A 25,590-nucleotide genomic window follows, 5' to 3' on the forward strand; every position below is an offset into this window, starting at 1 on the left:
GAAAATGGGCGCTTTACGGGGGGTGGTGGGGATGGTTTGGCGAAGTGGTATTAGGGCGGTCTGGCCGTGAATGCGAAAATCGCAGGGGCGGCGGTTCTTCGAGGGGGAATTGGTATTCACCTTTCGAAGCCGGCGCGACCTGCGATTTTTTTTGTAACTGAGGTGTTTTAGCGGCGTTTCAGCGAGGAATCAGGGGCGGATTTCGATCATCGTGCCGTCCGGGACCAGGCCCCAGACTTCGCGCATGTCGATGTTGCGCATGGCGATGCAGCCGTCGGTCCAGTCCAGGGTATGAAAGTACTGCTCGGGGTAGTCTTCGCTGTCCGGGGTGCCGTGGATCATGATCATGCCGCCGGGCTCCACGCCTTCGCGACGCGAACGCGCGGAATCGCTGATGTTCGGGTAGGAGATATGCATGGCCAGGTTGAAGCGGTCGCTGGTCTTGCGCCAATCCAGCCAGTAGAAGCCTTCCGGCGTGCGCTTGTCGCCTTCCATGAGCTTCGGCCCCTTGGGCTGTTTGCCCAGGGAAATGCGGTAGGTCTTGAAGGGTCTGCCGTCGTTGATCAGTTGCAACTGATGGGCCGACTTGAGGACCAGGACTTTTTCGATGACCTTGCCGTCCAGGGTATCCGTCGCGGAGGCGTGGGAGATAGCGATAACCGAGCAGCAGAAAAGGGCGAGCAACCAGCGCATGAAACGATATCCCTAAGAGTACACAGGTGCCGCGTACGTTTTGTTGTTTAAGTGAGGGCCGGCTGAGCCAGGGGCGGAATGGACTCGGAACGCACAGGGTATTGCTCGTTCCGCCGGTCAGCGAAGAAGCATTCTAAGGTACGCCCGACCGTGCGAAAAGCCAGCTCGGACCAGGGAATGTCGGCTTCTTCGAAAAGCCGGACTTCCAGGCTCTCTTCGCCGGCGGCGAAATCCAGGTCCGCCAGCTCGGCGCGGAAGAAGACATGCACCTGGCTGATGTGCGGGACGTCGATCAGGGTATAGATGCTCAGGTTGCGGACCCGGGCGCAGGCTTCCTCGAACGTCTCGCGAATCGCCGCCTGTTCGACGGTCTCGCCGTTCTCCATGAAACCGGCCGGCAGCGTCCAGTAACCACGGCGCGGCTCGATCGCGCGCCGGCACAGCAGCACCTGGGTGCCCCAGGTGGGCAGGCAGCCAGCGACTATATTCGGGTTCTGGTAGTGGATGGTCTGGCAGTTGTCGCAGACAAAACGCAGGCGCGAATCGCCTTCGGGAATGCGCTGGGTGACCGGGTGACCGCACTGGCTGCAGAATTTCATGCTGGGTATCCGAAAAGGCTGCGCCTATCTTGGCGTGCACGGGGCTTTGTCGGCAAGTTGTCGTTACGCGACATGGCGTGGATCGGGGGTTGGGCGGTCGGTTTGTTTGGTGCATGATGCAGGGTAGCGCACAGACCGAGAAGACTCATGCTGGACGAGCTACTGCACCGGGTAAGCAACCATACGCCGCGACCGCTGGAGACGGATCGACGTTTCCCCGAGGCCGCCGTGCTGGTGCCCATTACCCGCAGTGACGAGCCCGAGCTGGTGCTGACCCTGCGTGCCAAAGGATTGTCCACCCACGGCGGCGAAGTGGCCTTCCCCGGCGGCCGCCGCGACCCGGAAGATCCCGACCTGGTTTTTACCGCCCTGCGCGAAGCCGAAGAGGAAATCGGCCTGCCTCCCGGGCTGGTGGAAGTGATCGGCCCTTTGAGCCCGCTGATTTCCCTGCACGGGATCAAGGTCACGCCCTATGTCGGGGTGATTCCCGATTATGTCGAATACCTGGCCAATGACGCCGAGATCGCCGCGGTATTCAGCGTGCCGCTGGAGTTTTTCCGCCAGGACCCGCGCGAACATACCCACCGCATCGATTATCAGGGCCGCAGCTGGTACGTGCCGAGCTACCGCTTCGGCGAGTACAAGATCTGGGGCCTGACGGCGATCATGATCGTCGACCTGATCAACCTGCTGTATGACGCCAGGATCAGCCTGCACCAACCGCCCAAAAGCTTTATCAATATTTGAAGCCATCGCTCGTATGGCCTGAACCCTGCTGTGTACCTGAACCTGCCTGGTCTTGAGGACAACAATATGAAATATCGCCTGGGCGACGCCCGCGTCGAAACCCACCCGCAAAGCTGGGTCGCACCCAATGCCACGCTGGTGGGCAAGGTCAAGCTGGAGGAGGGGGCCAACGTCTGGTTCAACGCGGTGCTGCGTGGCGACAACGAACTGATCCTGATCGGCAGGAACAGCAACGTGCAGGACGGCACGGTGATGCACACCGACATGGGCTTTCCACTGACCATCGGCACTGGCGTGACCATTGGCCACAACGCCATGCTGCATGGCTGCACTGTCGGCGACTACAGCCTGATCGGCATCAACGCGGTGATTCTCAACGGCGCGAAGATTGGCAAGAACTGCATCATCGGCGCCAACTCGCTGATCGGCGAAGGCAAGGAAATCCCCGACGGCTCGCTGGTGATGGGCTCGCCGGGCAAGGTGGTGCGCGAGTTGACCGAGCTGCAGAAGAAGATGCTCGAAGCCAGCGCCGCGCACTATGTGCATAATTCCCAGCGTTACGCCCGCGACCTGGCCGAGCAAGAATAATGACCACCCCCGAAAGACCCGTTCCCTCGCCCTGCGTGAGCATCTGCGCGCTGGACGATGATGATATCTGCACCGGCTGCCAGCGCACGGTGAGCGAGATCACCCGCTGGAGCCGCATGGACAACGCCGAGCGCCGCGAGGTGCTGGCGCTGTGTCATGAGCGCGCCAAGTCCAGCGGGCTGCTGTGGATGATCGGCAGCAAGCCCGGCTAAACGGCTGTCGCGAGCAGGCTTGCCCCAGCAGGAGCGAGCCTGCCCGCGATATCGGCGCCAGCTCCTGTCTGGTCCATCCCACCCACCTGAAGTACCCTGTGCGCCTTACTGACAGGTACTTTTCGCCCCATGCTCTTCCTGATCGCCTATATCGGCAGTGTCGTACTGATCAACTACGCCTTTTCCACCGCTCCGCACCTGGACATCATCTGGTCGGCCTGGGGCGGGCTGGTGTTCGTCCTGCGGGACATGGTGCAGACCCGCTTCGGCCATGGCGCGCTCGTCGCCATGCTGGTGGCGCTGGTGCTGTCCTACGTGACCTCCGAGCCGGCCATCGCCCTGGCCAGCGCCACGGCGTTCGCGGTCTCCGAGTGCATCGACTGGCTGGTGTTCAGCATTACCAAGCGCCCGCTGCACGACCGCCTGTGGATAAGTTCGGCGTTGAGCATTCCCCTGGACACCTTTATCTTTTTCGGACTGATCGACGCCTTGACCCCGGGCGTGATCCTCACGGCGCTGGGGTCGAAGTTCGCCGGCGTGACCGTGGTCTGGCTGGCCATGGCCTGGCGTTTGCGCAAGGCGACGTGCGCCAGCTGAGGCCAAAGCGCGCGGTTCATGTAAAATGCCGCGCTTTCTTCCCCATGGGCCGCCCGCCTGGTGCGCGACCCTCGATGATCCGCTCCTTTTTGAGGACCTTCAGATGACCCGTATCGGAACTCCATTGTCGCCAACCGCGACCCGCGTTTTGCTGTGTGGCTGTGGTGAGTTGGGCAAGGAAGTGGTGATCGAGCTGCAACGCCTGGGCGTTGAGGTGATTGCCGTGGATCGCTACGCCAATGCGCCGGCGATGCAGGTGGCCCATCGCAGCCATGTGATCAACATGCTCGACGGCGCCGCGCTGCGTGCGGTGATCGAGGCGGAGAAGCCGCACTTCATCGTGCCGGAGATCGAAGCCATCGCCACCGCCACCCTGGTGGAGCTGGAGTCCGAAGGGTTCACCGTGATCCCGACCGCCCGTGCCGCCCAGCTGACCATGAACCGCGAAGGCATCCGCCGCCTGGCCGCCGAAGAGCTGGACCTGCCGACCTCGCCTTACCACTTCGCCGATACCTTCGAAGACTACCGCAAGGCGGTGGACGACCTGGGCTTCCCCTGCGTGGTCAAGCCGGTGATGAGTTCCTCGGGCAAGGGCCAGAGCCTGCTGCGCAGCGTCGACGACGTGCAGAAGGCCTGGGACTATGCCCAGGAAGGCGGGCGTGCCGGCAAGGGTCGGGTGATCATCGAGGGTTTCATCGATTTCGATTACGAAATCACCCTGCTGACCGTGCGCCATGTCGGCGGCACCACCTTCTGCGCGCCGGTCGGCCACCGTCAGGAGAAGGGCGACTACCAGGAATCCTGGCAGCCCCAGGCCATGAGTCCAAAAGCCCTGGCCGAGTCCGAGCGCGTGGCCAAGGCGGTGACCGAGGCCCTGGGTGGTCGTGGCCTGTTCGGCGTTGAGCTGTTCATCAAGGGCGACCAGGTCTGGTTCAGCGAAGTGTCGCCGCGTCCCCATGACACCGGTCTGGTGACCCTGATTTCCCAGGACCTGTCGCAGTTCGCCCTGCATGCGCGGGCGATCCTCGGCTTGCCGATCCCGTTGATCCGTCAGTTCGGCCCATCGGCTTCGGCGGTGATCCTGGTGGAAGGCCAGTCGACCCAGACCGCTTTCGCCAACCTGGGCGCGGCCCTGAGCGAGCCGGACACTGCCCTGCGTCTGTTTGGCAAGCCTGAAGTCAACGGCCAGCGCCGCATGGGCGTGGCCCTGGCGCGCGACGAGTCGATCGAGGCCGCCCGGGCCAAGGCGACCCGTGCTTCCCAGGCGGTCGTTGTAGAGCTGTAAAAGCATCGCGGGCAAGCCTCGCTCCTACAGAAGAAAATGCGTGCTCTTCTGTAGGAGCGAGGCTTGCCCGCGATGACGTTCTGTCAGCCGACCTGATTCAGGTCGTTATTGCGCGTTTCCTTCAGGCACAGCACAGCGATCAGGCTGAGCACCGCTGCCGCCGATACATAGCCGCCAACCCAACTCAATCCCCCCATCGCTACCAGCTTCTGAGCGAAGAAGGGTGCCGCCGAGGCGCCGACAATGCCGCCCAGGTTATAGGCCGCCGACGCGCCGGTATAACGCACGTGGGTCGGGAACAGCTCGGGCAGCAGGGCACCCATCGGGGCGAAGGTCACGCCCATCAGGAACAGCTCGATGCACAGGAACAGCGCCACGCCCCAGGTCGAGCCCTGGGTCAGCAGCGGTTCCATGGTGAAGCCGGAGAGAATCGCCAGCAGGCCGCCGATGATCAGCACCGGCTTGCGTCCATAACGGTCGCTGGCCCAGGCCGACAGCGGCGTGGCCGCGGCCATGAACAGCACCGCGAAGCACAGCAGGCCGAGGAAGGTTTCGCGGCTGTAGCCGAGGGTCGCGACGCCGTAGCTCAGGGAGAACACCGTCGAGATATAAAACAGCGCGTAACACACCACCATCGCCGAGGCGCCCAGCAGCACCGGCAGCCAGTACTGGCTGAACAGCTCGACCAGCGGCATCTTGACCCGTTCCTGGCGGGCGATGGCGTTGGCGAATACCGGGGTTTCATGCAGTTTCAGGCGCACATACAGGCCGACCAGCACCAGCGCGGCGCTGAGCAGGAACGGAATCCGCCAGCCCCAGGAGCGGAACTGTTCGTCGCTCAGGCTCATGGCCAGGGTCAGGAACAGGCCGTTGGCCGCGAGAAAACCGATCGATGGCCCCAGTTGCGGGAACATGCCGAACCAGGCGCGTTTGCCTTTGGGTGCATTTTCCGTGGCGAGCAGCGCGGCTCCGCCCCATTCGCCACCCAATCCCAGGCCCTGGCCGAAACGTAGCAGGCACAACAGGATCGGGGCCCAGGCGCCAATGCTGTCATAGCCGGGCAGCACGCCGATCAGCGTGGTGCACACGCCCATCAGCAGCAGCGATGCCACCAGGGTCGACTTGCGGCCGATCCGGTCGCCGAAGTGGCCGAACAGCGCCGAGCCCAGGGGGCGGGCGAGGAAGGCGATGCCAAAGGTCAGGAAGGCCGAGAGCATCTGGGCGGTGCCGGATGTCTGCGGGAAGAATACCGGGCCGATCACCAGCGCGGCGGCGGTGGCATACACATAGAAGTCATAGAACTCGATGGCGGTGCCGATAAAGCTGGCGGTGGCCACGCGGCTGGCGGAGTTGGTCGGCTGGGCAGGCACGGAGGCGCTGTAAGTGGTGCTGGTCGTCATGCGGTTATCCCTGACAGTCATGTGCTCCATCGGAGCGAATTATTATGGTCGAGCACCCAGGGATGTGGGTTTGGCGCGGGCGTGGCTCGGGGTGGGAGCGAAGCCTGCCAGAAGCGGGCGGAGCAGGGCAGAAGCCGCTGGGTGCGGGTAGCACGCGGGTGCTGCGGGGCTTGGGTAAGCGGATCGATTATAGGAAGGCCCCTAACGATCGAACAAGCGCGACTTGCCGCCCTGTAGCCGCTGCCGAGCCCGCGAGGCTGCGATCGGCGGCGCAGCCGTCGTAAACCAGGCGGCGCGGTACTTCCGTCGGATTGCGCTGCCCCTGCCAGCGCCCGCTCTGCGGTCGATCGCAGGCTTCGCCAGCGGCTACAGAGTCGGGGAGGTGACCGGCTTGGTGTGCCAGATCAGCACACGGCTGACCCGGTTGTCCTCGGTTTCGAGGATTTCCAGGCGGTAGCGGCCGATCTTCAGGCAGACGGCGCTGTCGGGAATGGTCTCCAGCGCTTCGGTGACCAGGCCGTTGAGGGTTTTCGGGCCGTCGCAGGGCAGGTGCCAGCCCAGGCTCTTGTTCAGCTCGCGAATCGAGGCGGCGCCTTCGATGACAAAGCGTCCGTCGGCCTGGGGGTGGATATGCGGGTTGTCGAGGCTGTGTTCGCTTTCGAATTCGCCGACGATTTCTTCGAGGATGTCTTCCAGGGTGACGATGCCCAGCACTTCGCCGTACTCGTCCACCACCATGCCCAGGCGGCGCTGCTGTTTATGGAAGTTCAGCAGTTGCAGCTGCAGCGGGGTGCTTTCCGGCACGAAGTAAGGTTCGTGGCAGGCCGCCAGCAGTGCCTCTTTGGTCAGGCTGGCATCCGGCAGCAGATGGCGGATCTGCCGGGTGTTGAGGACCGCCTCGACCTGGTTGATATCGCTGTGGAACACCGGCAGGCGGGTGCGCTTGGACAGGCGCAGCTGCTCGATGATCTCGCCTATAGGCTCGTCCAGGTTGATCCCGTCGACTTCGCTGCGCGGGACCAGGATGTCGTTGACGGTGATGTTGTCCAGCGCATGGATGCCCGAAACCGGGTGCGGGCGGCCGTTGGCATGTTCCTCGGCGTCGTCCGGGTCGGCGGCCTGCTCGTCTTCGCTCTGCTTGACGGCGCCGGCCTTGCGGCTGAAGGGGCGCAGCAACAGCTGGCTGATGCTGTCGAGCAGCCAGGCCGCGGGGTAGATGATCTTCAGCGGCACGCCCAACAGGGTATTGCCCAGGCTGAGGATGGCGTCTGGATAACGGGTAGCCAGGGTGCGCGGGAGGTAGTCGGCGAGTACCAGCAACACGCTGGTGGCGATCAGGCAGGCCAGCCAGGGGCCGTTTTCCGCCCACTGCAAGAGTGCCAGCAAGGTGCTGATGATGACCGCCAGCACCCGGCACAGGGTGTTGCAGAGAATCAGGCTGTCGCGCGGGAAGCTCAGGCGCGCCAGCGGTTTGTCGCCGGAGCGCGAGGCGGTGCGCAGAGTCAGCAGGTGTTGCTGGGCGGCTTCGATGGCGGTGAACAGCCCCGACCACAGCACCAGCAAGGCCAGGACCACGAGCATCGGCTCTATGGGCAGGTTGTCCATTATCGCCGCTCGTCAGATGTGCAGGATGTATTCACGGACCAGCTTGCTGCCGAAGTACGCCAGCATCAGCAGGCAGAAACCGGCCAGGGTCCAGCGAATCGCCTTGTGTCCGCGCCAGCCGAGGCGGTTGCGGCCCCACAGCAGCACGCTGAACACCACCCAGGCCAGGCACGCCAGCAGGGTCTTGTGCACCAGGTGCTGGGCGAACAGGTTCTCGACGAACAGCCAGCCGGAGATCAGCGACAGCGAAAGCAGGGTCCAGCCGGCCCAGAGGAAGCCGAACAGCAGGCTTTCCATGGTCTGCAGCGGCGGAAAGTTCTTGATCAGCCCGGACGGGTGCTTGTGCTTGAGCTGGTGGTCCTGCACCAGCAGCAACAGGGCCTGGAACACGGCGATGGTGAACATGCCGTAGGCGAGGATCGACAGCAGGATATGGGCGAGGATGCCCGGTTCTTCGTCGATCACCGGCACCGTGCCGGTGGGCACGAACTGCGCCAGCAGCACGGTCAGCGCTCCCAGCGGAAACAGCAGGACCAGCAGGTTCTCCACCGGAATGCGCGAGCAGGCCAGCAGGGTCAGGGCAATCACCGCGGCGGCGATCAGGCTGGCGGCGCTGAAGAAATCCAGGCCCAGGCCCACGGGCGTCATCAGGTGGGTCAGCAGGCTGGCGCTGTGGGCGAGCAGGGCAAGGATGCCGAGCGAGACCAGCAGGCGCTTGTTCGTCTTGGCGGCTTGGGCCAGACGAGTGCCTTGATAGAGGGTCGCAGCGGCATAGAGACAGGCGGCGGCGAGAGTGGTTAGCAAGCTGGGTGACAAGGGGAGCATAAATCCTGTTAGGCAAGCCCGAAAGTCGTTGAGTTTGGCATAGAACCGCCAAAACACGAAAGACCGCGCAACCAGACGGCGGCTGTGCGCCGCACGCAGTCTTCGCTATAATCCGCGACCTGCCCACGGAGCACCTCTTTATATAAGGGGCCCGAGCCGCCATTACCTCGGTCTACTTAGGGCCTGAAAGGATCGCGCATGTTTGAAAACCTAACCGACCGTCTCTCGCAGACGCTGCGCCATGTCACCGGCAAGGCCAAGCTGACCGAGGACAACATCAAAGACACCCTGCGCGAAGTGCGCATGGCGTTGCTCGAAGCCGACGTTGCCCTGCCGGTGGTCAAGGACTTCGTCAACTCGGTGAAGGAACGTGCCGTCGGCACTGAAGTGTCGCGCAGCCTGACCCCGGGCCAGGCGTTCGTGAAGATCGTCCAGGCCGAACTCGAAAGCCTGATGGGCGCGGCCAACGAAGACCTGAACCTGAGCGCCGTACCGCCTGCCGTCGTGCTGATGGCCGGTTTGCAGGGCGCCGGTAAGACCACCACCGCCGGCAAGCTCGCGCGCTTCCTTAAAGAGCGCAAGAAGAAGAGCGTGATGGTGGTGTCCGCCGACGTTTACCGTCCGGCGGCGATCAAGCAGCTCGAAACCCTGGCCAACGACATTGGTGTGACCTTCTTCCCGTCCGACCTGAGCCAGAAGCCGGTCGCGATCGCCGAAGCAGCTATTAAGGAAGCCAAGCTCAAGTTCATCGACGTGGTCATCGTCGACACCGCCGGTCGTCTGCACATCGACGCCGACATGATGGACGAGATCCAGGCGTTGCACGCGGCGGTCAAGCCGGTGGAAACCCTGTTCGTGGTCGACGCCATGACCGGCCAGGACGCCGCCAACACGGCCAAGGCCTTTGGCGACGCACTGCCGCTGACCGGCGTGATCCTGACCAAGGTCGACGGCGATGCCCGTGGCGGTGCCGCGCTGTCGGTGCGTGCGATCACCGGCAAGCCGATCAAGTTCATCGGTATGGGCGAGAAGAGCGAGGCGCTCGAGCCGTTCCACCCTGAGCGTATCGCTTCGCGCATCCTCGGCATGGGCGACGTGCTCAGCCTGATCGAGCAGGCCGAACAGACCCTCGACAAGGAAAAAGCCGACAAGCTGGCCAAGAAGCTGAAAAAAGGCAAAGGCTTCGACCTCGAAGACTTCCGCGATCAGCTGCAACAGATGAAAAACATGGGCGGCCTCGGCGGCCTGATGGACAAGCTGCCGAATATCGGTGGCGTGAACCTGGCGCAAATGGGCAATGCCCAGGGCGCAGCCGAGAAGCAGTTCAAGCAGATGGAAGCCATCATCAACTCCATGACCCCGGCCGAGCGCCGCGACCCTGAGCTGATCAGCGGTTCGCGCAAGCGTCGGATCGCCATGGGCTCCGGCACCCAGGTGCAGGACATCGGTCGCTTGATCAAGCAGCACAAGCAGATGCAGAAGATGATGAAGAAATTCTCCGCCAAGGGCGGAATGGCGAAAATGATGCGCGGCATGGGCGGGATGTTGCCCGGCGGCGGCATGCCGAAGATCTGAAGAATCCGCGCCGGCAGCCATGCCGGCGTTTCCCGCGGGGACGCGGGACCTCCAGCAAACCCGCGTTTGGCGGGAGCTGACTCGCCGTTGTTGCCAACGGCCCTATAGCAAATCTGGATGGCAGCCGGTAGGCGCCGGAAAAAGTCATTTGCAAAAGTCCGGATATTCCTTAGAATATGCGGCCTTTCGGGCACCCATGCCCGCTGTGCATTTAGATTTGCAGCACCGACTACAGGAACGATGTTCACATGCTAACAATCCGTCTTGCCCTTGGCGGCTCCAAAAAGCGCCCGTTTTACCACTTGACCGTGACCGACAGCCGCAACCCACGCGACGGTTCGCACAAAGAACAAGTTGGCTTCTTCAACCCGATCGCTCGTGGTCAAGAAGTCCGCCTGTCCGTGAACCAAGAGCGCGTAGCCTACTGGCTGAGCGTTGGTGCACAACCGTCTGAGCGCGTTGCTCAGCTGTTGAAGGAATCGGCTAAGGCTGCAGCCTGAACCCTATGAACGCGACGCCTGCTCCTGCTGATGATTTGATCGTTATCGGCAAAATCTACTCTGTTCACGGCGTTCGCGGCGAAGTGAAGGTTTATTCCTTTACTGATCCGATTAAAAACCTGTTGGATTACAAAACCTGGACGCTCAAGCGCGAAGGTAGCGTGAAACAGGTTGAGCTGGTCAGCGGACGCGGGAATGAAAAATTCCTGGTCGCAAAGCTCAAGGGTCTCGATGATCGTGAAGAAGCGCGTCTTCTGGCCGGTTATGAGATCTGCGTGCCGCGTAACCTGTTCCCTGAACTGACCGACGGCGAGTACTACTGGTACCAGCTGCAAGGTCTCAAGGTCATCGACACTCACGGACAACTGTTCGGGAAGATCGATCACCTGCTGGAGACCGGCTCGAACGATGTAATGGTGGTCAAGCCTTGCGCTGGCAGCCTGGATGATCGCGAACGCCTGTTGCCCTATACCGAGCAATGCGTGTTGGCCGTCGACCTGGCAGCGGGCGAGATGAAGGTGGATTGGGACGCGGACTTCTGAACGTGGCTAGCCTGCGCGTAGAAGTGATCAGTTTGTTTCCCGAGATGTTTTCCGCCATCAGCGACTACGGCATAACCAGCCGCGCGGTGAAACAGGGGCTCTTGCAGCTGACCTGTTGGAATCCGCGAGACTACACCACGGATCGACATCACACTGTGGACGATCGCCCATTTGGCGGTGGCCCGGGCATGGTGATGAAGATCAAGCCCCTGGAAGATGCTCTGGTTCAGGCCAGGCAGGCAGCCGGGGAGGGCGCGAAGGTGATTTACCTGTCGCCCCAAGGCCGCAAACTGACTCAGTCGGCGGTACGCGAGTTGGCGAATGAGGATGCATTGATCCTGATTGCCGGTCGTTATGAAGGCATTGACGAGCGTTTTATTGAAGCTCATGTCGATGAAGAGTGGTCGATTGGCGACTATGTACTCTCCGGTGGCGAGCTGCCGGCGATGGTCCTGATTGATGCGGTTACGCGACTGCTGCCCGGAGCTTTAGGGCATGCGGATTCCGCGGAGGAAGATTCCTTCACGGATGGTCTGCTGGATTGCCCGCACTACACCCGACCGGAGGTGTATGCGGATCAGCGTGTTCCCGACGTGTTGCTGAGTGGCAACCACGCACACATCCGGCGTTGGCGTTTACAGCAGTCCCTTGGTCGGACCTATGAACGACGCGCCGATCTTCTGGAAAGCCGCTCGCTTTCTGGAGAAGAGAAGAAGCTGCTCGAGGAATACATCTGCGAGCGGGACGATAGTTAACAACGTATCGATGGTAGATCCGACGATTTACCTTAGGAGCACAGCATGACCAACAAAATCATCCTTGCACTCGAAGCAGAGCAGATGACCAAAGAGATCCCAGCCTTTGCCCCGGGCGACACCATTGTCGTTCAGGTGAAAGTGAAGGAAGGCGATCGTTCCCGTCTGCAAGCGTTCGAAGGCGTTGTAATCGCCAAGCGTAACCGCGGCGTGAACAGTGCATTCACCGTTCGTAAAATCTCCAACGGTGTTGGCGTAGAGCGTACTTTCCAGACCTACAGCCCGCAAATCGACAGCATGGCTGTCAAGCGTCGCGGTGACGTACGTAAAGCCAAGCTGTACTACCTGCGCGACCTGTCGGGTAAAGCAGCTCGCATCAAGGAAAAACTGGCTTAAGTCCAGCTTCCGATGCAGAAAAAAGCAGCCTACGGGCTGCTTTTTTGTTGCCCGTCATTTATCCCCGAATTGTGTTTCAGGCAGTAGAACCATGAGCCCCCGCGAGCAAGAAATCCAACGCCGGACCGAGCTGTCGGTCACCCGCGTGACCAAGGCGGTATTCCCGTCGACCACCAATCACCACAACACCCTGTTCGGCGGCACGGCGCTGGCCTGGATGGACGAAGTGTCGTTCATCGCCGCGACTCGTTTCTGCCGGCTGCCGCTGGTCACCGTGTCCACCGACCGTATCGACTTCAATCACCCGATTGCCGCGGGCTCCATCGTCGAGCTGGTGGGAAGGGTGGTGAAGGTCGGCAATACCAGCCTCAAGGTCGAGGTTGAAGTCTTCGTCGAGAGCATGAGTTGCGATGGTCGGGAGAAGGCCATCCATGGCCTGTTCAGCTTCGTCGCCATCGATGACGACAAGCGCCCGGTGCCGGTGCTGCCGGGGTTTGCGGACTGATTGCGAGCAAGCCTCGCTCCTGCGGGATTTCACCCTTCTGTAGGAGCGAGGCTTGTCCGCGATGGGCTATCAGGCCGTCGTATCCTTCTGAATCAAGGCCACCAGGGTCCAGCCCGCTGTGGGCTTGAGGGCGCTGCCCGGCGTCACCACATGCACCCAGCCGCTGTTGTCGCGAGCGAACAGCAAGGTCGCCCGCTCACCATGCAGCGCCTGGTAATCCTCCCAGCCAAAACCCTCGGTCAGGTTGGTGCTGTACAACTCCGCACCCTGTCCCAGCAGGCTGGCCAGTTTGCTGTAGGACAGCGCCTCGCTACCCAGCAGATGCCCGCGGTGTTCATGGCTGGCTCGGTGTTTGTCGGTGCGCCGGCTTTCCTGGCTGTTGGCCAGGCCGAACAGGCGCTGATGGCCGAAGTCATGACGGAAGCGCATGGAGGCCAGGGTATTCAGTTCGCCGGAGGGCGACAGCGCCAGCAGATGGCCAAGCCCAACCAGATCCAGGTGGGCATCGGCGTGTTGCGACGCGGGGTTGCCGAAGTAGGTCGGCAGGCCGTCCATGCGCGCGGCACGGATGTTTTCCCAGCTCGAATCGGTCAGCAGCACGCGACTGCCCAGTTGTTGCAGGGCCTTGCCGATGGTCCGCGCCGGAGCGTTCGCCCCGACGATCAGGAAGCCGCTCGGCGCCGGCTCCGCGACCTTCAGCAGGCGGGCCAGCGGCCGCGCGGTGGCGCTTTGCAGCACCACGGTGCCGATGATCACGGCAAAGGTCAGCGGCACCAGCAACAGCGCGCCTTCATGGCCGGCCTGGTCCAGGCGAATGGCGAAGATCGCCGAGACAGCCGCGGCAACTATGCCCCGCGGCGCGATCCAGGCCAGCAAGGCGCGCTCGCGCCAGCTCAGGTTGGAGCCGGCGGTGGACAGCAGCACGTTCAAGGGCCGGGCGATGAACTGGATCACCAGCAGCAGAATCAACACCAGCGGCCCCAGAGCGATCAGGGCGTTGAGGTCGAGGCGCGCCGCCAGCAGGATGAACAGCCCGGAAATCAGCAGCACGCTGAGGTTTTCCTTGAAGTGCAGGATGTGCCGGACGTCGACGTCCTTCATGTTGGCCATCCACATGCCCATCAGGGTCACGGCCAGCAGCCCGGACTCATGCATCACCTGGTTGGCGCCGATGAAGATGCCCAGCACCGCCGCGAGCGTGGCCAGGTTGTGCAGGTATTCCGGCAGCCACTGGCGGCGCATGACGGTGCCCAGCACCCAACCGCCGACGATGCCGAACAGGCTGCCGCAGAGGATCACCCCGCCGAAGGTCATCAGGCTGTGCTGCAGGCCCTGGCCCTCGGCGCTGGCGATGATGAAGCTGTAGACCACCACCGCCAGCAGGGCGCCGATCGGGTCGATGACGATACCTTCCCAGCGCAGGATGTTGGCGATCGACGCCTTGGGCCGGACCACCCGCAGCATGGGCACGATCACGGTGGGCCCGGTGACCAGGGTCAAGGTGCCGAACAGCAGCGCCAGCAGCCAGTCGAAACCCAGCAGCCAGTGGGTGGCCAGGGTGATCACCGCCCAGGTCGAAAGGGCGCCGATGGTCACCAGCCGGTGCACCACCTTGCCGATCTCGCGCCATTCCGACAGGTGTAGGGTCAGGCTGCCTTCAAACAGGATCAAGGCCACCGCCAGCGACACCAGCGGCATCAGCAGCGGTCCGAACAACTCTTGTGGGTCGAGCCAGCCCAGGACCGGGCCGGCGAGAATGCCGCTCAACAGCAGGAACAGAATGGCTGGCAGTTTCAGGCGCCAGGCCAGCCATTGGCAGCCTACTGCCGCCACGCCTATGCCGCCAAAGGCCAACAGAATCTGTTGCTCGTTCATTGAAGCTCCCTGTTCCTTGAAATAGCGGGCTATGAAAGACTAGCGACCCTCTGCACAGTTCACTATTTATTTGCGCCCGGCCTCAAGCCCGCGCCTTTCGAGTATTTATGCCCGCCATCGACCATCCCCTGATAGACCGTTTCCTCGATGCGCTATGGCTGGAAAAGGGCCTTTCGGACAACACCCGCGAGGCTTATCGCAGCGACCTGGCGTTGTTCAACGGTTGGCTGCAGGAAAAGGGGCTGGAGCTGGTGAGTGCCGGCCGCGAGCTGATTCTCGACCACCTCGCCTGGCGGGTAGAGCAAGCCTACAAGCCGCGTTCGACCGCGCGTTTTCTCTCCGGGGTGCGTGGCTTCTATCGTTACCTGCTGCGGGAAAAACTGATTGCCGTGGACCCCACGCTGCAAGTCGATATGCCGCAGCTGGGGCGGCCGTTGCCCAAGTCCCTGTCGGAGGCTGATGTCGAAGCCCTGCTGGCCGCTCCCGACCTCAGCGAGGCCATCGGCCAGCGCGATCGCGCCATGCTCGAAGTCCTGTATGCCTGTGGCCTGCGGGTGACCGAGCTGATCAGCCTGACCCTGGAGCAGGTCAACCTGCGACAGGGCGTGCTGCGGGTGATGGGCAAGGGCAGCAAGGAACGCCTGGTGCCGATGGGCGAGGAAGCGATTGTCTGGGTCGAGCGCTACATGCGCGATGCCCGTGGCGAGCTGCTCGGCGGGCGGCCCAGCGACGTGCTGTTCCCCAGCCTGCGCGGCGAGCAGATGACCCGGCAGACCTTCTGGCACCGGATCAAGCATCAGGCCAAGGTCGCCGGGATCGGCAAGTCGCTGTCGCCCCATACCTTGCGGCACGCCTTCGCCACCCATCTGCTCAACCACGGCGCGGACTTGCGGGTGGTGCAGATGCTGCTCGGCCACAGCGACCTGTCGACCACCCAGATCTACACTCATGTCGCCCGGGCCCGTTTGCAGGACCTGCACGCCAAGCACCATCCCCGCGGTTGAGTGAGGTGTCGGTCATGACCCGGCAGCGGCTCCGCGCCGATCGGCAAATGACCGGCTTGGCTCAGCGGGAGCCCGCCAGGCGGGCCTTATGTGGTAGGCTTTGCCGGTTTGCAAAGTGGGCCGTTATGACCCGGTGTTCCAGTACGGGCGTTCTGACCGTCCCATTTGTCCGCCTTCAGGAGTTCCCAATGCGCGTGACCCAGATTATCGCCGCCGCAGCCGTTGCGTTGGCCAGTACCTTTGTTATGGCCGATGACGCCGCCGAAAAAGCGATTCGTAAAAGCCTCCAGGGCCTGCAACTCGAAGTCCCGGTAGAAAGCATCAGCGCCAGCCCGCTGCCCGGCCTCTATGAAGTCAAGCTCAAGGGCAGCCGAGTGCTGTACGCCAGCGCCGACGGCCAGTTCGTGATGCAGGGCTACCTGTTCCAGCTCAAGGACGGCAAGCCGGTCAACCTGACCGAAAAAACCGAGCGCCTGGGCGTGGCCAAGCTGATCAATGCCATTCCGGTCGCTGAAACCGTGGTCTACCCGGCCATCGGCGAAACCAAGACCCACATCACCGTCTTCACCGACACCACCTGCCCGTACTGCCACAAGCTGCACGCCGAAGTGCCGGAGCTGAACAAGATGGGCGTGGAAGTGCGTTATGTCGCCTTCCCGCGCCAGGGCCTGGGTTCGCCGGGCGACGAGCAGTTGCAGGCGGTCTGGTGCTCGGCCGACAAGAAAGCGGCCATGGACAAGATGGTCGATGGCAAGGAAATCAAGGCCGCCAAGTGCGCCAACCCGGTTTCCAAGCAATTCGCCCTGGGCCAGTCGATCGGTGTGAACGGTACGCCGGCCATCGTTTTGGCCGACGGCCAAGTGATTCCGGGCTACCAGCCTGCGCCACAAGTCGCCAAACTGGCGCTGGGCGCGAAATAATCCTGCGTCGTCGAGCCTTTGACGATCATGGCGCGGCGGTTGTGGCCGACGCGTCATTAATAGAGAGCCGTGTGGTTTGCGGCTGTTTTCCACGGCCGACCTAGTGTCGGCCGTTTCATGGGGAGTTCAGAGTGAATCCGGTCAAAGTGGGCATCTGTGGGCTGGGTACCGTCGGTGGCGGTACCTTCAATGTACTTCAGCGCAACGCCGAGGAAATTGCTCGTCGTGCCGGGCGTGGAATCGAAGTGGCACAAATTGCCATGCGCACGCCAAAGCCTCAGTTCCAAACGACCGGTATTGCGATTACCAACGATGTGTTCGAAGTGGCCACGAACCCTGAGATCGACATCGTCATAGAGCTGATGGGCGGCTATACCGTTGCCCGCGAGCTGGTACTCAAGGCCATCGAGCATGGTAAACATGTGGTCACCGCCAACAAGGCGCTTATCGCCGTACACGGTAACGAAATTTTCGCCAAGGCCCGTGAGAAGGGTGTGATCGTGGCGTTCGAAGCCGCCGTGGCGGGTGGTATTCCAGTCATCAAGGCGATCCGCGAAGGCCTGGCGGCCAACCGCATCAACTGGGTGGCCGGGATCATCAACGGCACTGGCAACTTCATCCTCACCGAAATGCGCGAGAAGGGTCGCACCTTCGAAGACGTGCTGGTCGAGGCCCAGGCCCTGGGTTACGCCGAAGCCGACCCGACCTTCGACGTCGAAGGCATCGACGCTGCGCACAAGCTGACCATCCTGGCGTCCATCGCCTTTGGTATCCCGCTGCAGTTCGACAAGGCCTACACCGAAGGCATCACCAAGCTGACCACCGCCGACGTGAACTACGCCGAGGCCCTGGGCTATCGCATCAAGCACCTGGGCGTGGCCCGCCGTACCGATGCCGGCATCGAGCTGCGCGTGCACCCGACGCTGATCCCGGCCGATCGCCTGATCGCCAACGTCAATGGCGTGTTCAACGCGGTGATGGTCAACGGCGACGCCGTCGGCTCGACCTTGTACTACGGCGCCGGCGCCGGCATGGAGCCGACCGCTTCGTCGGTGATCGCCGACCTGGTGGACGTGGTTCGCGCCATGACCAGCGACCCGGAAAACCGTGTGCCGCACCTGGCCTTCCAGCCGGACTCACTGTCGGCGCACCCGATCCTGCCGATCGAGGCCTGCGAAAGTGCCTACTACCTGCGGATCCAGGCCAAGGATCACCCGGGCGTACTGGCCCAGGTGGCGAGCATCCTGTCCGAGCGTGGCATCAACATCGAGTCGATCATGCAGAAAGAGGTCGAGGAACACGACGGCCTGGTGCCGATGATCCTGCTGACCCACCGTGTGGTGGAACAGCGCATCAACGATGCGATCACCGCGCTGGAGGCCCTGCAGGGCGTGGTCGGTCCGGTCGTACGGATCCGCGTCGAGCACCTGAACTAATCCGCTTCGTTGCGGGAGCCCCGGCGGCTCCCGCTTGAGAACTCTTTTTAGAGGAGCCAGTCATGCGTTACATCAGCACCCGCGGCCAGGCACCGGCCCTGAATTTCGAAGACGTCCTGCTGGCCGGCCTGGCGAGCGACGGCGGCCTGTACGTACCGGAAAACCTGCCACGTTTCACCCAGGAGGAAATCGCTTCCTGGGCCGGCCTGCCGTATCACGAGCTGGCCTTCCGGGTGATGCGCCCATTCGTCACCGGCAGCATTCCGGATGCCGACTTCAAGAAAATCCTCGAGGAAACCTACGGTGCGTTTTCCCACAACGCCATTGCCCCGCTGCGCCAGCTGAACGGCAACGAGTGGGTCCTGGAGCTGTTCCACGGCCCGACCCTGGCGTTCAAGGACTTCGCCCTGCAACTGTTGGGTCGCCTGTTGGACTACGTGCTGGAGAAGCGCGGCGAGCGCGTGGTGATCATCGGCGCCACGTCCGGCGATACCGGTTCGGCCGCCATCGAAGGCTGCAAGCGTTGCGACAACGTCGATATCTTCATCCTGCACCCGCACAACCGTGTGTCCGAAGTGCAGCGTCGGCAGATGACCACCATCTTCGGTGAGAACATCCACAACATCGCCATCGAAGGCAACTTCGACGACTGCCAGGAAATGGTCAAGGCCAGCTTCGCCGACCAGGGCTTCCTCAAAGGCACTCGCCTGGTGGCGGTGAACTCGATCAACTGGGCGCGGATCATGGCCCAGATCGTCTACTACTTCCACGCGGCCCTGCAGCTGGGCGGCCCGGCGCGTTCGGTGGCGTTCTCGGTACCGACCGGCAACTTCGGCGATATCTTCGCCGGTTACCTGGCCCGCAACATGGGCCTGCCGATCAACCAACTGATCGTCGCCACCAACCGCAACGACATCCTGCACCGCTTCATGAGCGGCAACCAGTACGTCAAGGAAACCCTGCACGCCACCCTGTCGCCGTCGATGGACATCATGGTCTCGTCGAACTTCGAGCGCCTGCTGTTCGACCTGCACGGCCGCAACGGTGCCGCGCTGGCCGCGCTTATGGATTCCTTCAAGCAAGGTGGCGGTTTCAGCGTCGAGCAGGAGCGCTGGACCGAAGCCCGCAAGCTGTTCGATTCCCTGGCCGTGGACGACGCCCAGACCTGCGAGACCATCGCCGAAGTCTTCGCCCAGACCGGCGAAGTGCTCGACCCGCACACCGCGATCGGCGTCAAAGCCGCCCGTGAGTGCCGTCGCAGCCTGGACATCCCGATGGTGGTGCTGGGCACCGCGCATCCGGTGAAGTTCCCGGAAGCGGTGGAGCAGGCCGGGGTCGGCAAGGCCCTGGAGTTGCCGGCGCACCTGTCCGATCTGTTCCAGCGCGAAGAGCGTTGCACCGTCCTGGCCAACGACCTGAAGGCTGTCCAGGCCTTCGTCAGCCAGCACGGCAATCGCGGCAAACCGCTCTGATCGAGTGGCATCGATCGTCAACAAGGCCCGTCTCTGACGGGCCTTGTCTTTTTATACACAGGCTGTTTATCGCGGCGCGGCTTCTAAGGACGGGGCTCAAGGAAAGAGCACAAGGACAGAGCGACGCCGCGTCGAGGATCACTCACAGGATGCTTATGTTGCTGCGCCCGGTTTTCCGCACATTGATGGTTTTGGCGATGCTGTCCCTGGCCCCGTGCCTGATGGCGGCGCAGAACCTGCCCTTCAAGCTGGTGCCGGCCTTCGTCGAGCTGCAGCCGCTCACCCTGGCACCGGCCGAACGGCAATGGCTGGCGGGCCATGGCACCTTGAAGGTGGGCATCTCGATCGACGACTATCAGCCGATCGACATCACCCGCGACCGCAACCGTTACCAGGGCATCAGCGCCGACTACCTGAGCCTGGTGGGCGAACGCCTGGGCGTGTCCCTGGAAGTCCTGGGGTTCTCCGAGCGCGAACAGGCGGTGGAAGCGTTGCGCACTGGGGCGATCGACATCCTGACCAGCGCCAACGGCTACGAGCGTGGCGCCGCGGGGCTGCATTTTTCCAGTGACTACATGCCCGACCGCGCAGTCGTGGTGGTGCGCAGGGACGAGGCGGAAATGCCCGAAGACCTGGCCGGCAAGAAAGTGGTGCTGCTGGAGGGCTATGCGGACGCCAAGATCGCCCATGCCGCCTATCCCAACAGCCAGATCATTCTTTCGCCCAATCTGTACAGCGGCCTGGAAGCCCTGAAACAGGGGGATGTCGATGCCTTTATCGGCAATGAAGTGATCGTCCGTGCCTACAAGGCGCTGCGCCCTTACCTGGGGTTGCAGGTCCGCACTGAAAGCCGGCTGCCGCCGATCGGCTTTGCCTTCGCCACGCGCCAGACCGACCCGCTGCTCGGCCGCCTGATCGAACAGGCGCTACAGAGTATCGACGACTCCACGCGGCGGGAGATCCTGGCCCGCTGGACCACCGGGCTGGGCGCCAGCACCGGCGACGAGCGGATCAAACTGAGCAAGCAGGAGCGCGCCTGGCTGCTCGAACATCAGCATGTGGTGGTGGCGTCCCAGCAGTTTCCGCCCTACGTGTTCAAGGACAAGGACGGCCAGTGGGCCGGGTTGAACATCGACCTGCTCAGCCGGATTTCGCGCATGACCGGCCTGCAGTTCGTCCAGGAGGAAACCTTCTCCACGGCCCACACCCTGGACCTGCTGCTCAAGGGCCGGGCGCAGATGAACACCACGCTGTCGGCCAACGATGAGCGCTGTGGCTTCCTCGACTTCACCCATGCCTTTGGCGGCTCGGCCTGGGTGTTCGTGGTCCGCGCCGACGACATCCAGCTCAATACCTTCAACCAATTGGCCGGCAAGGTGCTGGCGCTTCCGGCCAAGCATGCGCTGGAGAGTTACGTCCGGCAGAACTACCCGAAGGTCCACCTGCGTCTGGTCGACACTTACCTGGATGCGCGGGCCCTGGTGGCCAGCGGCGAAGCCGACGCGACCATCCAGAACGAAGTCGAGGTGCAGGGCTACCCGGCGAACGGGCTGCGCATCGGTCGCAGCGTCGAGGGCAAGTGGTCGGCCGACGAGTTGTCGGTGCGCCGGGATCAGCCCGAGCTGCTGAGTATCCTGAACAAGGCCTTGGAAGCCTTCCCGGTGGCCGAGCTCAGCGCCATCCGCCTGAAATGGCTGGGGGTGACGCCGGTGCCGGTGCCCATGTGGCAGCGGGTGCCGGTGTGGATCTACTGGGTCACCTTCACCGCGATCCTGTTCGGTTTGCTGTCTTTGGCCTGGAACACCCGGCTCAAGGGGCAGATCCGCCAACGCCTGCAAGCCGAGCAGCGGCTCAACGACCAGCTGGCGTTCAAGCGCGCCTTGCTCGACGGCATCCCCAACCCGATCTTCGTCCGCGACCTGGCCGGGCGCCTGATCACCTGCAACAAAAGCTACGAAACCCAGACCGGCATGCACCTGGAGCAGATCAAGGGGCTGTGCCTGACCGAGCTGGACGTGCTGCCCGAGGCCACGGCCCGACAGCTGCACTGCGAGTTCCTGGAGCAGTTGGAGTCCCAGGCGTCGGTGTTCGCCGACCGTCAGATCGAATCCAGGAACGGACCGGTGCAGGTCTATCAATGGACGGTGCCGTTCTACAGTGCCCAGGGCGAGTTGCAGGGTCTGCTGGGGGGCTGGATCGATATCACCGAGCGCAAGCGTCTCGAGGAGGAGCTGCTGGAGGCGCGTCGCGCGGCGGATCGGGCGAACTACGCCAAGAGCGCCTTTCTTTCGACCATGAGCCACGAAATTCGCACGCCGATGAACGCGATCATCGGTTTGCTGGAGCTGGAAAAGGAACAGGCACGCCTGCGCGGCATGCCGTTTTCCGATGCCTTGCGCGTGGCTTATCAGTCGGCGCAGGAGCTGGTCGGCCTGATGGGCGACAACCTCGACCTGGCCAAGATCGAGGCCGGGCATATGCAGCTGGCGCCGCAGACCGTGGCCCTGCGAGGCTTCTTCGAAGACATACAGCAATTGTTCGAGGTCACCGCGCGCAACAAGGGGCTGCACCTGACGCTGGCCTTCGACAAGGCGGCGGACGGGTTCTACTGGCTCGACCCATTGCGCCTGCGCCAGGTGCTGCACAACCTGCTGAGCAACGCCCTGAAGTTCACCCAGGCCGGCGAGGTGCGGGTGTCCGTTGAGCGCCAGGCCGATGAACATGGCGCCGACCGCTTGTGCATCAGCGTGGCCGACACCGGGTCGGGTATCAGCCCGGAGAAGCAGGCGAGCCTGTTCGATCCGTTCATTCAGGCCCATGTGCAGACGACGCCGGAGCAGGGCGGAACCGGCCTGGGCCTGAGCATCTGCAAGCAACTGGTGGAACTGATGGGCGGCCGTATTCTGCTGCAAAGCCAACCCGGCATGGGGACCACCGTGACCCTCGAACTCTACCCGGAACAGGTGGTCGAGGCTTTCAGCCAGTCGCCCCAGGTGACCAGCGAACGCCCGCAGAGCCGTCGCATGTCGGTGCTGGTGGTCGACGACGTGCGGGCCAATCGCATGGTGCTCAGCCAGCAACTGATGTTCCTCGGGCACAAGGTGGTGGCGCTCGACAGTGCCGAGGCGGCGCTGGCGCGCTGGCAGGGCGAGACGTTCGACCTGGTGATGACCGACTGCCACATGCCGGGCATGAGCGGTTATCAGCTGAGCGAAGCGATACGTGAGATCGAGGCCCGGGAAGGGCATGACGCCTGCCCGCTGATCGGCTGCACCGCCAATGCCTTCGAGGATGAACAACAGCGCTGCGAGCAGGCCGGCATGGATGAGCTGCTGGTCAAGCCGGTGACCCTGAACCGGCTGGCGCAGATGCTTGCGCGCTTCTTGCCGCCGCCATCCTTCGACATCCAGACCCTGCGCACCATGACCCAGGCCGACGAGCCGATCCTGCAACGCATGCTGCGCGAGCTGTGGAACAACCTGGGGCAGGAGCAGGCGGCCCTGGAGTCGGCGGTGCTGGAGCAGGACTGGGGGCGTATCGGCGCGTCCACGCACCGCCTCAAAGGTGTGTGCTGCCTGATCGACGCGCTGCCGCTGGCCCAGGTCTGCATCGAGCTGGAGGCCGTTGCCCGGGCCCGCTCGACGGCGGTGCTGGCGGAGCACTGGCTGCGTCTTAAGGAAGCCATCGGCTGCTTGCGCAGCGATATCGAGCCGCACCTGGGTAGCGATTAAGACTTGTCTTATGGGGCGACCTGCCCTCTGCGATTAACGTACCGGCCCGCTGCGGATTCTCGCCGCTCTCGCCGTATCGGAGGTCGTTGCATGCACTCGTTGAAAGTGCTCGTTCTTGAAGACAATTCGTTCCAGTTGATGGCCCTGCACCAGATGCTCAACGCCAACGGCGTGTTCAACGTGTTGAACGCCGAAAGCGTTGCCGCCGCCCGGCAATCCCTGGACAGCAAGGGGCCGGTGGACATCGCCATCTGCGATCTGTACCTGGAGCAGGCCGACGGGCTGGAACTGATTCGTTACCTGGCGGAGCAACAACGGGCGAAGGCGCTGATCATTCTCAGCGACGCGCAAGCGGATGTCCGCGAAGGCGCCGCGGCCATGGCCCGACAGCAGGGCCTGAATGTGCTGGGCTGCCTGCCCAAGCCGGCCTCGGTCACCCTGGTCAATGAACTGCTGAGCCTGTACCAGCAATGTTTCGAGCCGGGCCCGCAAGCCTTGTCTCTGGCCCAGGTGCGCGAAACCCTGGGGCTGGATGTATTCCAGCCTGAAGTGCCGACTGCCGAGGAAGGGCAGGCGGCGGTACTGCGCCATGGGGTCGCGCACTTTCAGCCGGTGGTCAGCCAGGACGGCGAGGTCCAGGGCGTCGAGGCGCTGGCGCGCTGGCAGCACCCGGAGCATGGCCTGATGCTGCCCGCCGAGTTCCTGCCGGTGATCGAGTTCGCCGGGCTGGAGGAGGCCTTCACCTGGCTCATGCTGGAGCAGGCCATGCAGCTGTCGGCCGGGGTGCGCCTGGTCATGGGCCGTTCGCTGGCGATCTCGGTGAACATCCCGGTGGGCATGCTGGAACTGCCGAACTTCGCGCGCCAGCTGGAAGCCCTGCTGCGCCGTTTTGAAGTACCGGCACGGCTGCTGACCTTGGAAATCGTCGAGACCACCGAGCTGCAAACCGATACCGCCCATGTGGAGGCCTTGCTGCGACTGCGCATGATCGGCTGCAAGCTGTCGATTGGCGACTTCGGCACCGGCGGCACCAGCCTGCAGCGTCTGCTGGAGCTGCCGTTCACCGAGCTGAAGATCCCACCGGCCTTCGTCTGCGGGCTGGCGGCCGATGAGCGCAAGTCGGCGGTGGTGGCCGGCGCCATGAGCATGGCCCGGCGCATGTCGCTGGGCCTGGTGCTGGCCGGTATCGAGAGCGCCGCCGACTATGAGGCGGCGAAAAAGCTGGGGCAGGCGCGCCTGCAAGGCTGCTTCATCGCCGAACCCATGAGCGCGGTCGCCGTGCGCCAGTGGATCGCCCGGCGCTTGCGTGACGACCTCGACGAACTGGCTGGCTGAGCCCGTACTCAGGCGAGCCCGTGTTCCTGCACGTAGATGTACAGCGCCGCGGCGCTGGACAGGCCGAGCTTGCGCATGGCGCTGACCTTCTGGGTGCTGACGGTCTTTTTGCTGCGGCTGAGCTTCGCGGCGATTTCCCCGACCGTCATCCCGGCCGCCAGCAGGCGGATCACTTCGAGCTCGCGGGGCGACAGCTGTTCCCCGGACAACAAGCGGTCCGGCCCGACCTCGCCCGCCAGGCTGAGGAGTTGCTGGATGGCCTGGGCGACGAACACCTTGTCCCGGCGCACATGGCTGATCGCCGCCGGCAGTTCATCGGCCAGGCTGGCCTTGCTCAGCAGGCCCATGACGCCCAGGTCGAGAATCGAGCGGAACAGCCCGGCATTGTTGAGCATGGTCACTACCACGATCGGCAGCTCGGGGTGATGCCGGCGCAGTTGCTCGATCAGGCGCAGGCCATCGTTCTGCTGTTCCCCCGGCATCATGAAGTCGGTGACCAGTACTTCGCAGGGACAGCTTTGCAGCAGTTCGATGAGGGCTGTCGGGGAGCTGGCTTCGCCGACGATCTCCAGGTTGTAGTCGCGCTCCAGGACGGCCCGCAGGCCGATGAGAAAAATCGGGTGGTCGTCGGCCAGGACGATCCGCAGTTTTTTATTGGATGTTTGATTCAAGACTCGCTCCGGTGAGAAGGCAGCATTTCGGACAGGCCCTGCAGCCGGGCAACCGTCATCGCTGCGCCGCCGGGCTTTGCCAACCGCTTGAGGAGAGGGCCCCCATGGCCACACCCCCACCTGCCAGAAAGACCTGCACAAGGCCTGAAAATCCGCCCCGGGAGCAGGTTGCGATGCCGGTCCGGATCGACCCTCGGCGCTACTCTTGCCAACAGGCGGTATCGCGCTACAAGAAGGTCGAGGCGCTGATCGATCAGCCGGCACCCTCGCGTTCGTTTCTGGTTTGAAGTGCCGATTCTAGTCTGATATGGGCTGTTTTTTA

Annotated in this window: 24 protein-coding genes; 17 read left to right on the forward strand and 7 right to left on the reverse strand. The window is 63.2% G+C overall.

Features of this window, described 5'->3' with window-relative positions; all coding sequences use genetic code 11:
- Positions 1–189: 189 nt before the first annotated feature.
- Positions 190–693: a L,D-transpeptidase family protein gene (locus C4K38_RS05515; RefSeq protein WP_053277579.1), complete on the reverse strand. Its 504-nt coding sequence runs from the start codon at positions 691–693 to the stop codon at positions 190–192.
- A 47-nt stretch (positions 694–740) separates the two neighbouring features.
- A complete protein-coding gene (locus C4K38_RS05520; RefSeq protein ID WP_009042316.1) occupies positions 741–1,292 on the reverse strand; it encodes an NUDIX hydrolase in 552 nt (183 codons plus the stop codon).
- A gap of 147 nt (positions 1,293–1,439) precedes the next feature.
- On the opposite strand from C4K38_RS05520, the gene C4K38_RS05525 reads away from it, so the two are divergent.
- The 5 genes from C4K38_RS05525 to purT all read left to right on the forward strand — a co-directional run bounded on the left by C4K38_RS05525 (position 1,440) and on the right by purT (position 4,721).
- Complete coding sequence (locus C4K38_RS05525; RefSeq protein WP_053277580.1) at positions 1,440–2,039, forward strand: CoA pyrophosphatase; 600 nt, start codon at positions 1,440–1,442, stop codon at positions 2,037–2,039.
- A 66-nt stretch (positions 2,040–2,105) separates the two neighbouring features.
- On the forward strand, positions 2,106–2,627 hold the full coding sequence (locus C4K38_RS05530) for a gamma carbonic anhydrase family protein (RefSeq protein WP_025806549.1): 522 nt from the start codon (positions 2,106–2,108) through the stop codon (positions 2,625–2,627).
- Entirely contained in the window at positions 2,627–2,839 is a 213-nt protein-coding gene (locus C4K38_RS05535; protein ID WP_053277581.1) for a DUF1289 domain-containing protein, read from the forward strand. The genes C4K38_RS05530 and C4K38_RS05535 overlap by 1 nt, the downstream gene beginning before the upstream one ends.
- Positions 2,840–2,968: 129 nt before the next feature.
- Entirely contained in the window at positions 2,969–3,436 is a 468-nt protein-coding gene (locus tag C4K38_RS05540) for a VUT family protein (RefSeq protein WP_053277582.1), read from the forward strand.
- Between the two features lie 103 nt (positions 3,437–3,539).
- Positions 3,540–4,721, forward strand: coding sequence for a formate-dependent phosphoribosylglycinamide formyltransferase (gene purT, locus C4K38_RS05545; protein ID WP_007927694.1), 1,182 nt, complete (start codon positions 3,540–3,542; stop codon positions 4,719–4,721).
- 83 nt (positions 4,722–4,804) lie between these two features.
- On the opposite strand, the gene C4K38_RS05550 is transcribed toward purT, so the two are convergent.
- From C4K38_RS05550 to C4K38_RS05560, 3 genes are all read right to left on the reverse strand, one after another.
- Positions 4,805–6,121, reverse strand: coding sequence for an MFS transporter (locus C4K38_RS05550; RefSeq protein ID WP_025806553.1), 1,317 nt, complete (start codon positions 6,119–6,121; stop codon positions 4,805–4,807).
- Between the two features lie 366 nt (positions 6,122–6,487).
- Positions 6,488–7,726 (reverse strand): transporter associated domain-containing protein, encoded by a 1,239-nt coding sequence (locus tag C4K38_RS05555; RefSeq protein ID WP_053277583.1) that lies wholly within the window; start codon positions 7,724–7,726, stop codon positions 6,488–6,490.
- Between the two features lie 12 nt (positions 7,727–7,738).
- Positions 7,739–8,551: a cytochrome C assembly family protein gene (locus C4K38_RS05560; protein ID WP_007927682.1), complete on the reverse strand. Its 813-nt coding sequence runs from the start codon at positions 8,549–8,551 to the stop codon at positions 7,739–7,741.
- Positions 8,552–8,749: 198 nt separating this feature from the next.
- On the opposite strand from C4K38_RS05560, the gene ffh reads away from it, so the two are divergent.
- From ffh to C4K38_RS05590, 6 genes are all read left to right on the forward strand, one after another.
- Positions 8,750–10,126 carry a signal recognition particle protein gene (gene ffh, locus C4K38_RS05565; protein ID WP_007927681.1) on the forward strand — a complete coding sequence of 459 codons (1,377 nt, stop codon included), beginning with the start codon at positions 8,750–8,752 and terminating at the stop codon, positions 10,124–10,126.
- A gap of 248 nt (positions 10,127–10,374) precedes the next feature.
- Positions 10,375–10,626 (forward strand): 30S ribosomal protein S16, encoded by a 252-nt coding sequence (gene rpsP / locus C4K38_RS05570; RefSeq protein WP_007927680.1) that lies wholly within the window; start codon positions 10,375–10,377, stop codon positions 10,624–10,626.
- Between the two features lie 5 nt (positions 10,627–10,631).
- On the forward strand, positions 10,632–11,168 hold the full coding sequence (gene rimM, locus C4K38_RS05575) for a ribosome maturation factor RimM (protein WP_007927679.1): 537 nt from the start codon (positions 10,632–10,634) through the stop codon (positions 11,166–11,168).
- A 44-nt stretch (positions 11,169–11,212) separates the two neighbouring features.
- Positions 11,213–11,923: a tRNA (guanosine(37)-N1)-methyltransferase TrmD gene (trmD, locus tag C4K38_RS05580; RefSeq protein ID WP_231998626.1), complete on the forward strand. Its 711-nt coding sequence runs from the start codon at positions 11,213–11,215 to the stop codon at positions 11,921–11,923.
- A 45-nt stretch (positions 11,924–11,968) separates the two neighbouring features.
- A complete protein-coding gene (rplS, locus tag C4K38_RS05585; RefSeq protein ID WP_009047143.1) occupies positions 11,969–12,319 on the forward strand; it encodes a 50S ribosomal protein L19 in 351 nt (116 codons plus the stop codon).
- A 91-nt stretch (positions 12,320–12,410) separates the two neighbouring features.
- Positions 12,411–12,824 (forward strand): acyl-CoA thioesterase, encoded by a 414-nt coding sequence (locus C4K38_RS05590; RefSeq protein ID WP_025806556.1) that lies wholly within the window; start codon positions 12,411–12,413, stop codon positions 12,822–12,824.
- A 69-nt stretch (positions 12,825–12,893) separates the two neighbouring features.
- On the opposite strand, the gene C4K38_RS05595 is transcribed toward C4K38_RS05590, so the two are convergent.
- Entirely contained in the window at positions 12,894–14,699 is a 1,806-nt protein-coding gene (locus C4K38_RS05595) for a cation:proton antiporter (protein WP_053277584.1), read from the reverse strand.
- 107 nt (positions 14,700–14,806) lie between these two features.
- On the opposite strand from C4K38_RS05595, the gene xerD reads away from it, so the two are divergent.
- The 6 genes from xerD (at position 14,807) to C4K38_RS05625 (ending at position 24,597) form a co-directional block, all read left to right on the forward strand.
- On the forward strand, positions 14,807–15,703 hold the full coding sequence (gene xerD / locus C4K38_RS05600; RefSeq protein ID WP_053277585.1) for a site-specific tyrosine recombinase XerD: 897 nt from the start codon (positions 14,807–14,809) through the stop codon (positions 15,701–15,703).
- Positions 15,704–15,891: 188 nt separating this feature from the next.
- Positions 15,892–16,623, forward strand: coding sequence for a thioredoxin fold domain-containing protein (locus C4K38_RS05605; protein WP_053277586.1), 732 nt, complete (start codon positions 15,892–15,894; stop codon positions 16,621–16,623).
- A gap of 131 nt (positions 16,624–16,754) precedes the next feature.
- Complete coding sequence (locus C4K38_RS05610; RefSeq protein ID WP_009047147.1) at positions 16,755–18,059, forward strand: homoserine dehydrogenase; 1,305 nt, start codon at positions 16,755–16,757, stop codon at positions 18,057–18,059.
- Positions 18,060–18,121: 62 nt separating this feature from the next.
- A complete protein-coding gene (gene thrC / locus C4K38_RS05615) occupies positions 18,122–19,531 on the forward strand; it encodes a threonine synthase (RefSeq protein WP_053277587.1) in 1,410 nt (469 codons plus the stop codon).
- A gap of 155 nt (positions 19,532–19,686) precedes the next feature.
- Complete coding sequence (locus C4K38_RS05620) at positions 19,687–23,262, forward strand: ATP-binding protein (protein ID WP_053277588.1); 3,576 nt, start codon at positions 19,687–19,689, stop codon at positions 23,260–23,262.
- A 90-nt stretch (positions 23,263–23,352) separates the two neighbouring features.
- On the forward strand, positions 23,353–24,597 hold the full coding sequence (locus C4K38_RS05625; protein WP_053277589.1) for an EAL domain-containing response regulator: 1,245 nt from the start codon (positions 23,353–23,355) through the stop codon (positions 24,595–24,597).
- Between the two features lie 8 nt (positions 24,598–24,605).
- Here the strand turns inward: C4K38_RS05625 and C4K38_RS05630 are convergent, their stop codons facing one another.
- Positions 24,606–25,268 (reverse strand): response regulator, encoded by a 663-nt coding sequence (locus C4K38_RS05630; RefSeq protein ID WP_053277590.1) that lies wholly within the window; start codon positions 25,266–25,268, stop codon positions 24,606–24,608.
- Between the last annotated feature and the right edge of the window lie 322 nt (positions 25,269–25,590).

The sequence above is a fragment of the Pseudomonas chlororaphis subsp. piscium genome (assembly GCF_003850345.1).
In the GTDB taxonomy this organism is placed as follows: Bacteria; Pseudomonadota; Gammaproteobacteria; order Pseudomonadales; family Pseudomonadaceae; genus Aquipseudomonas; species Aquipseudomonas piscium.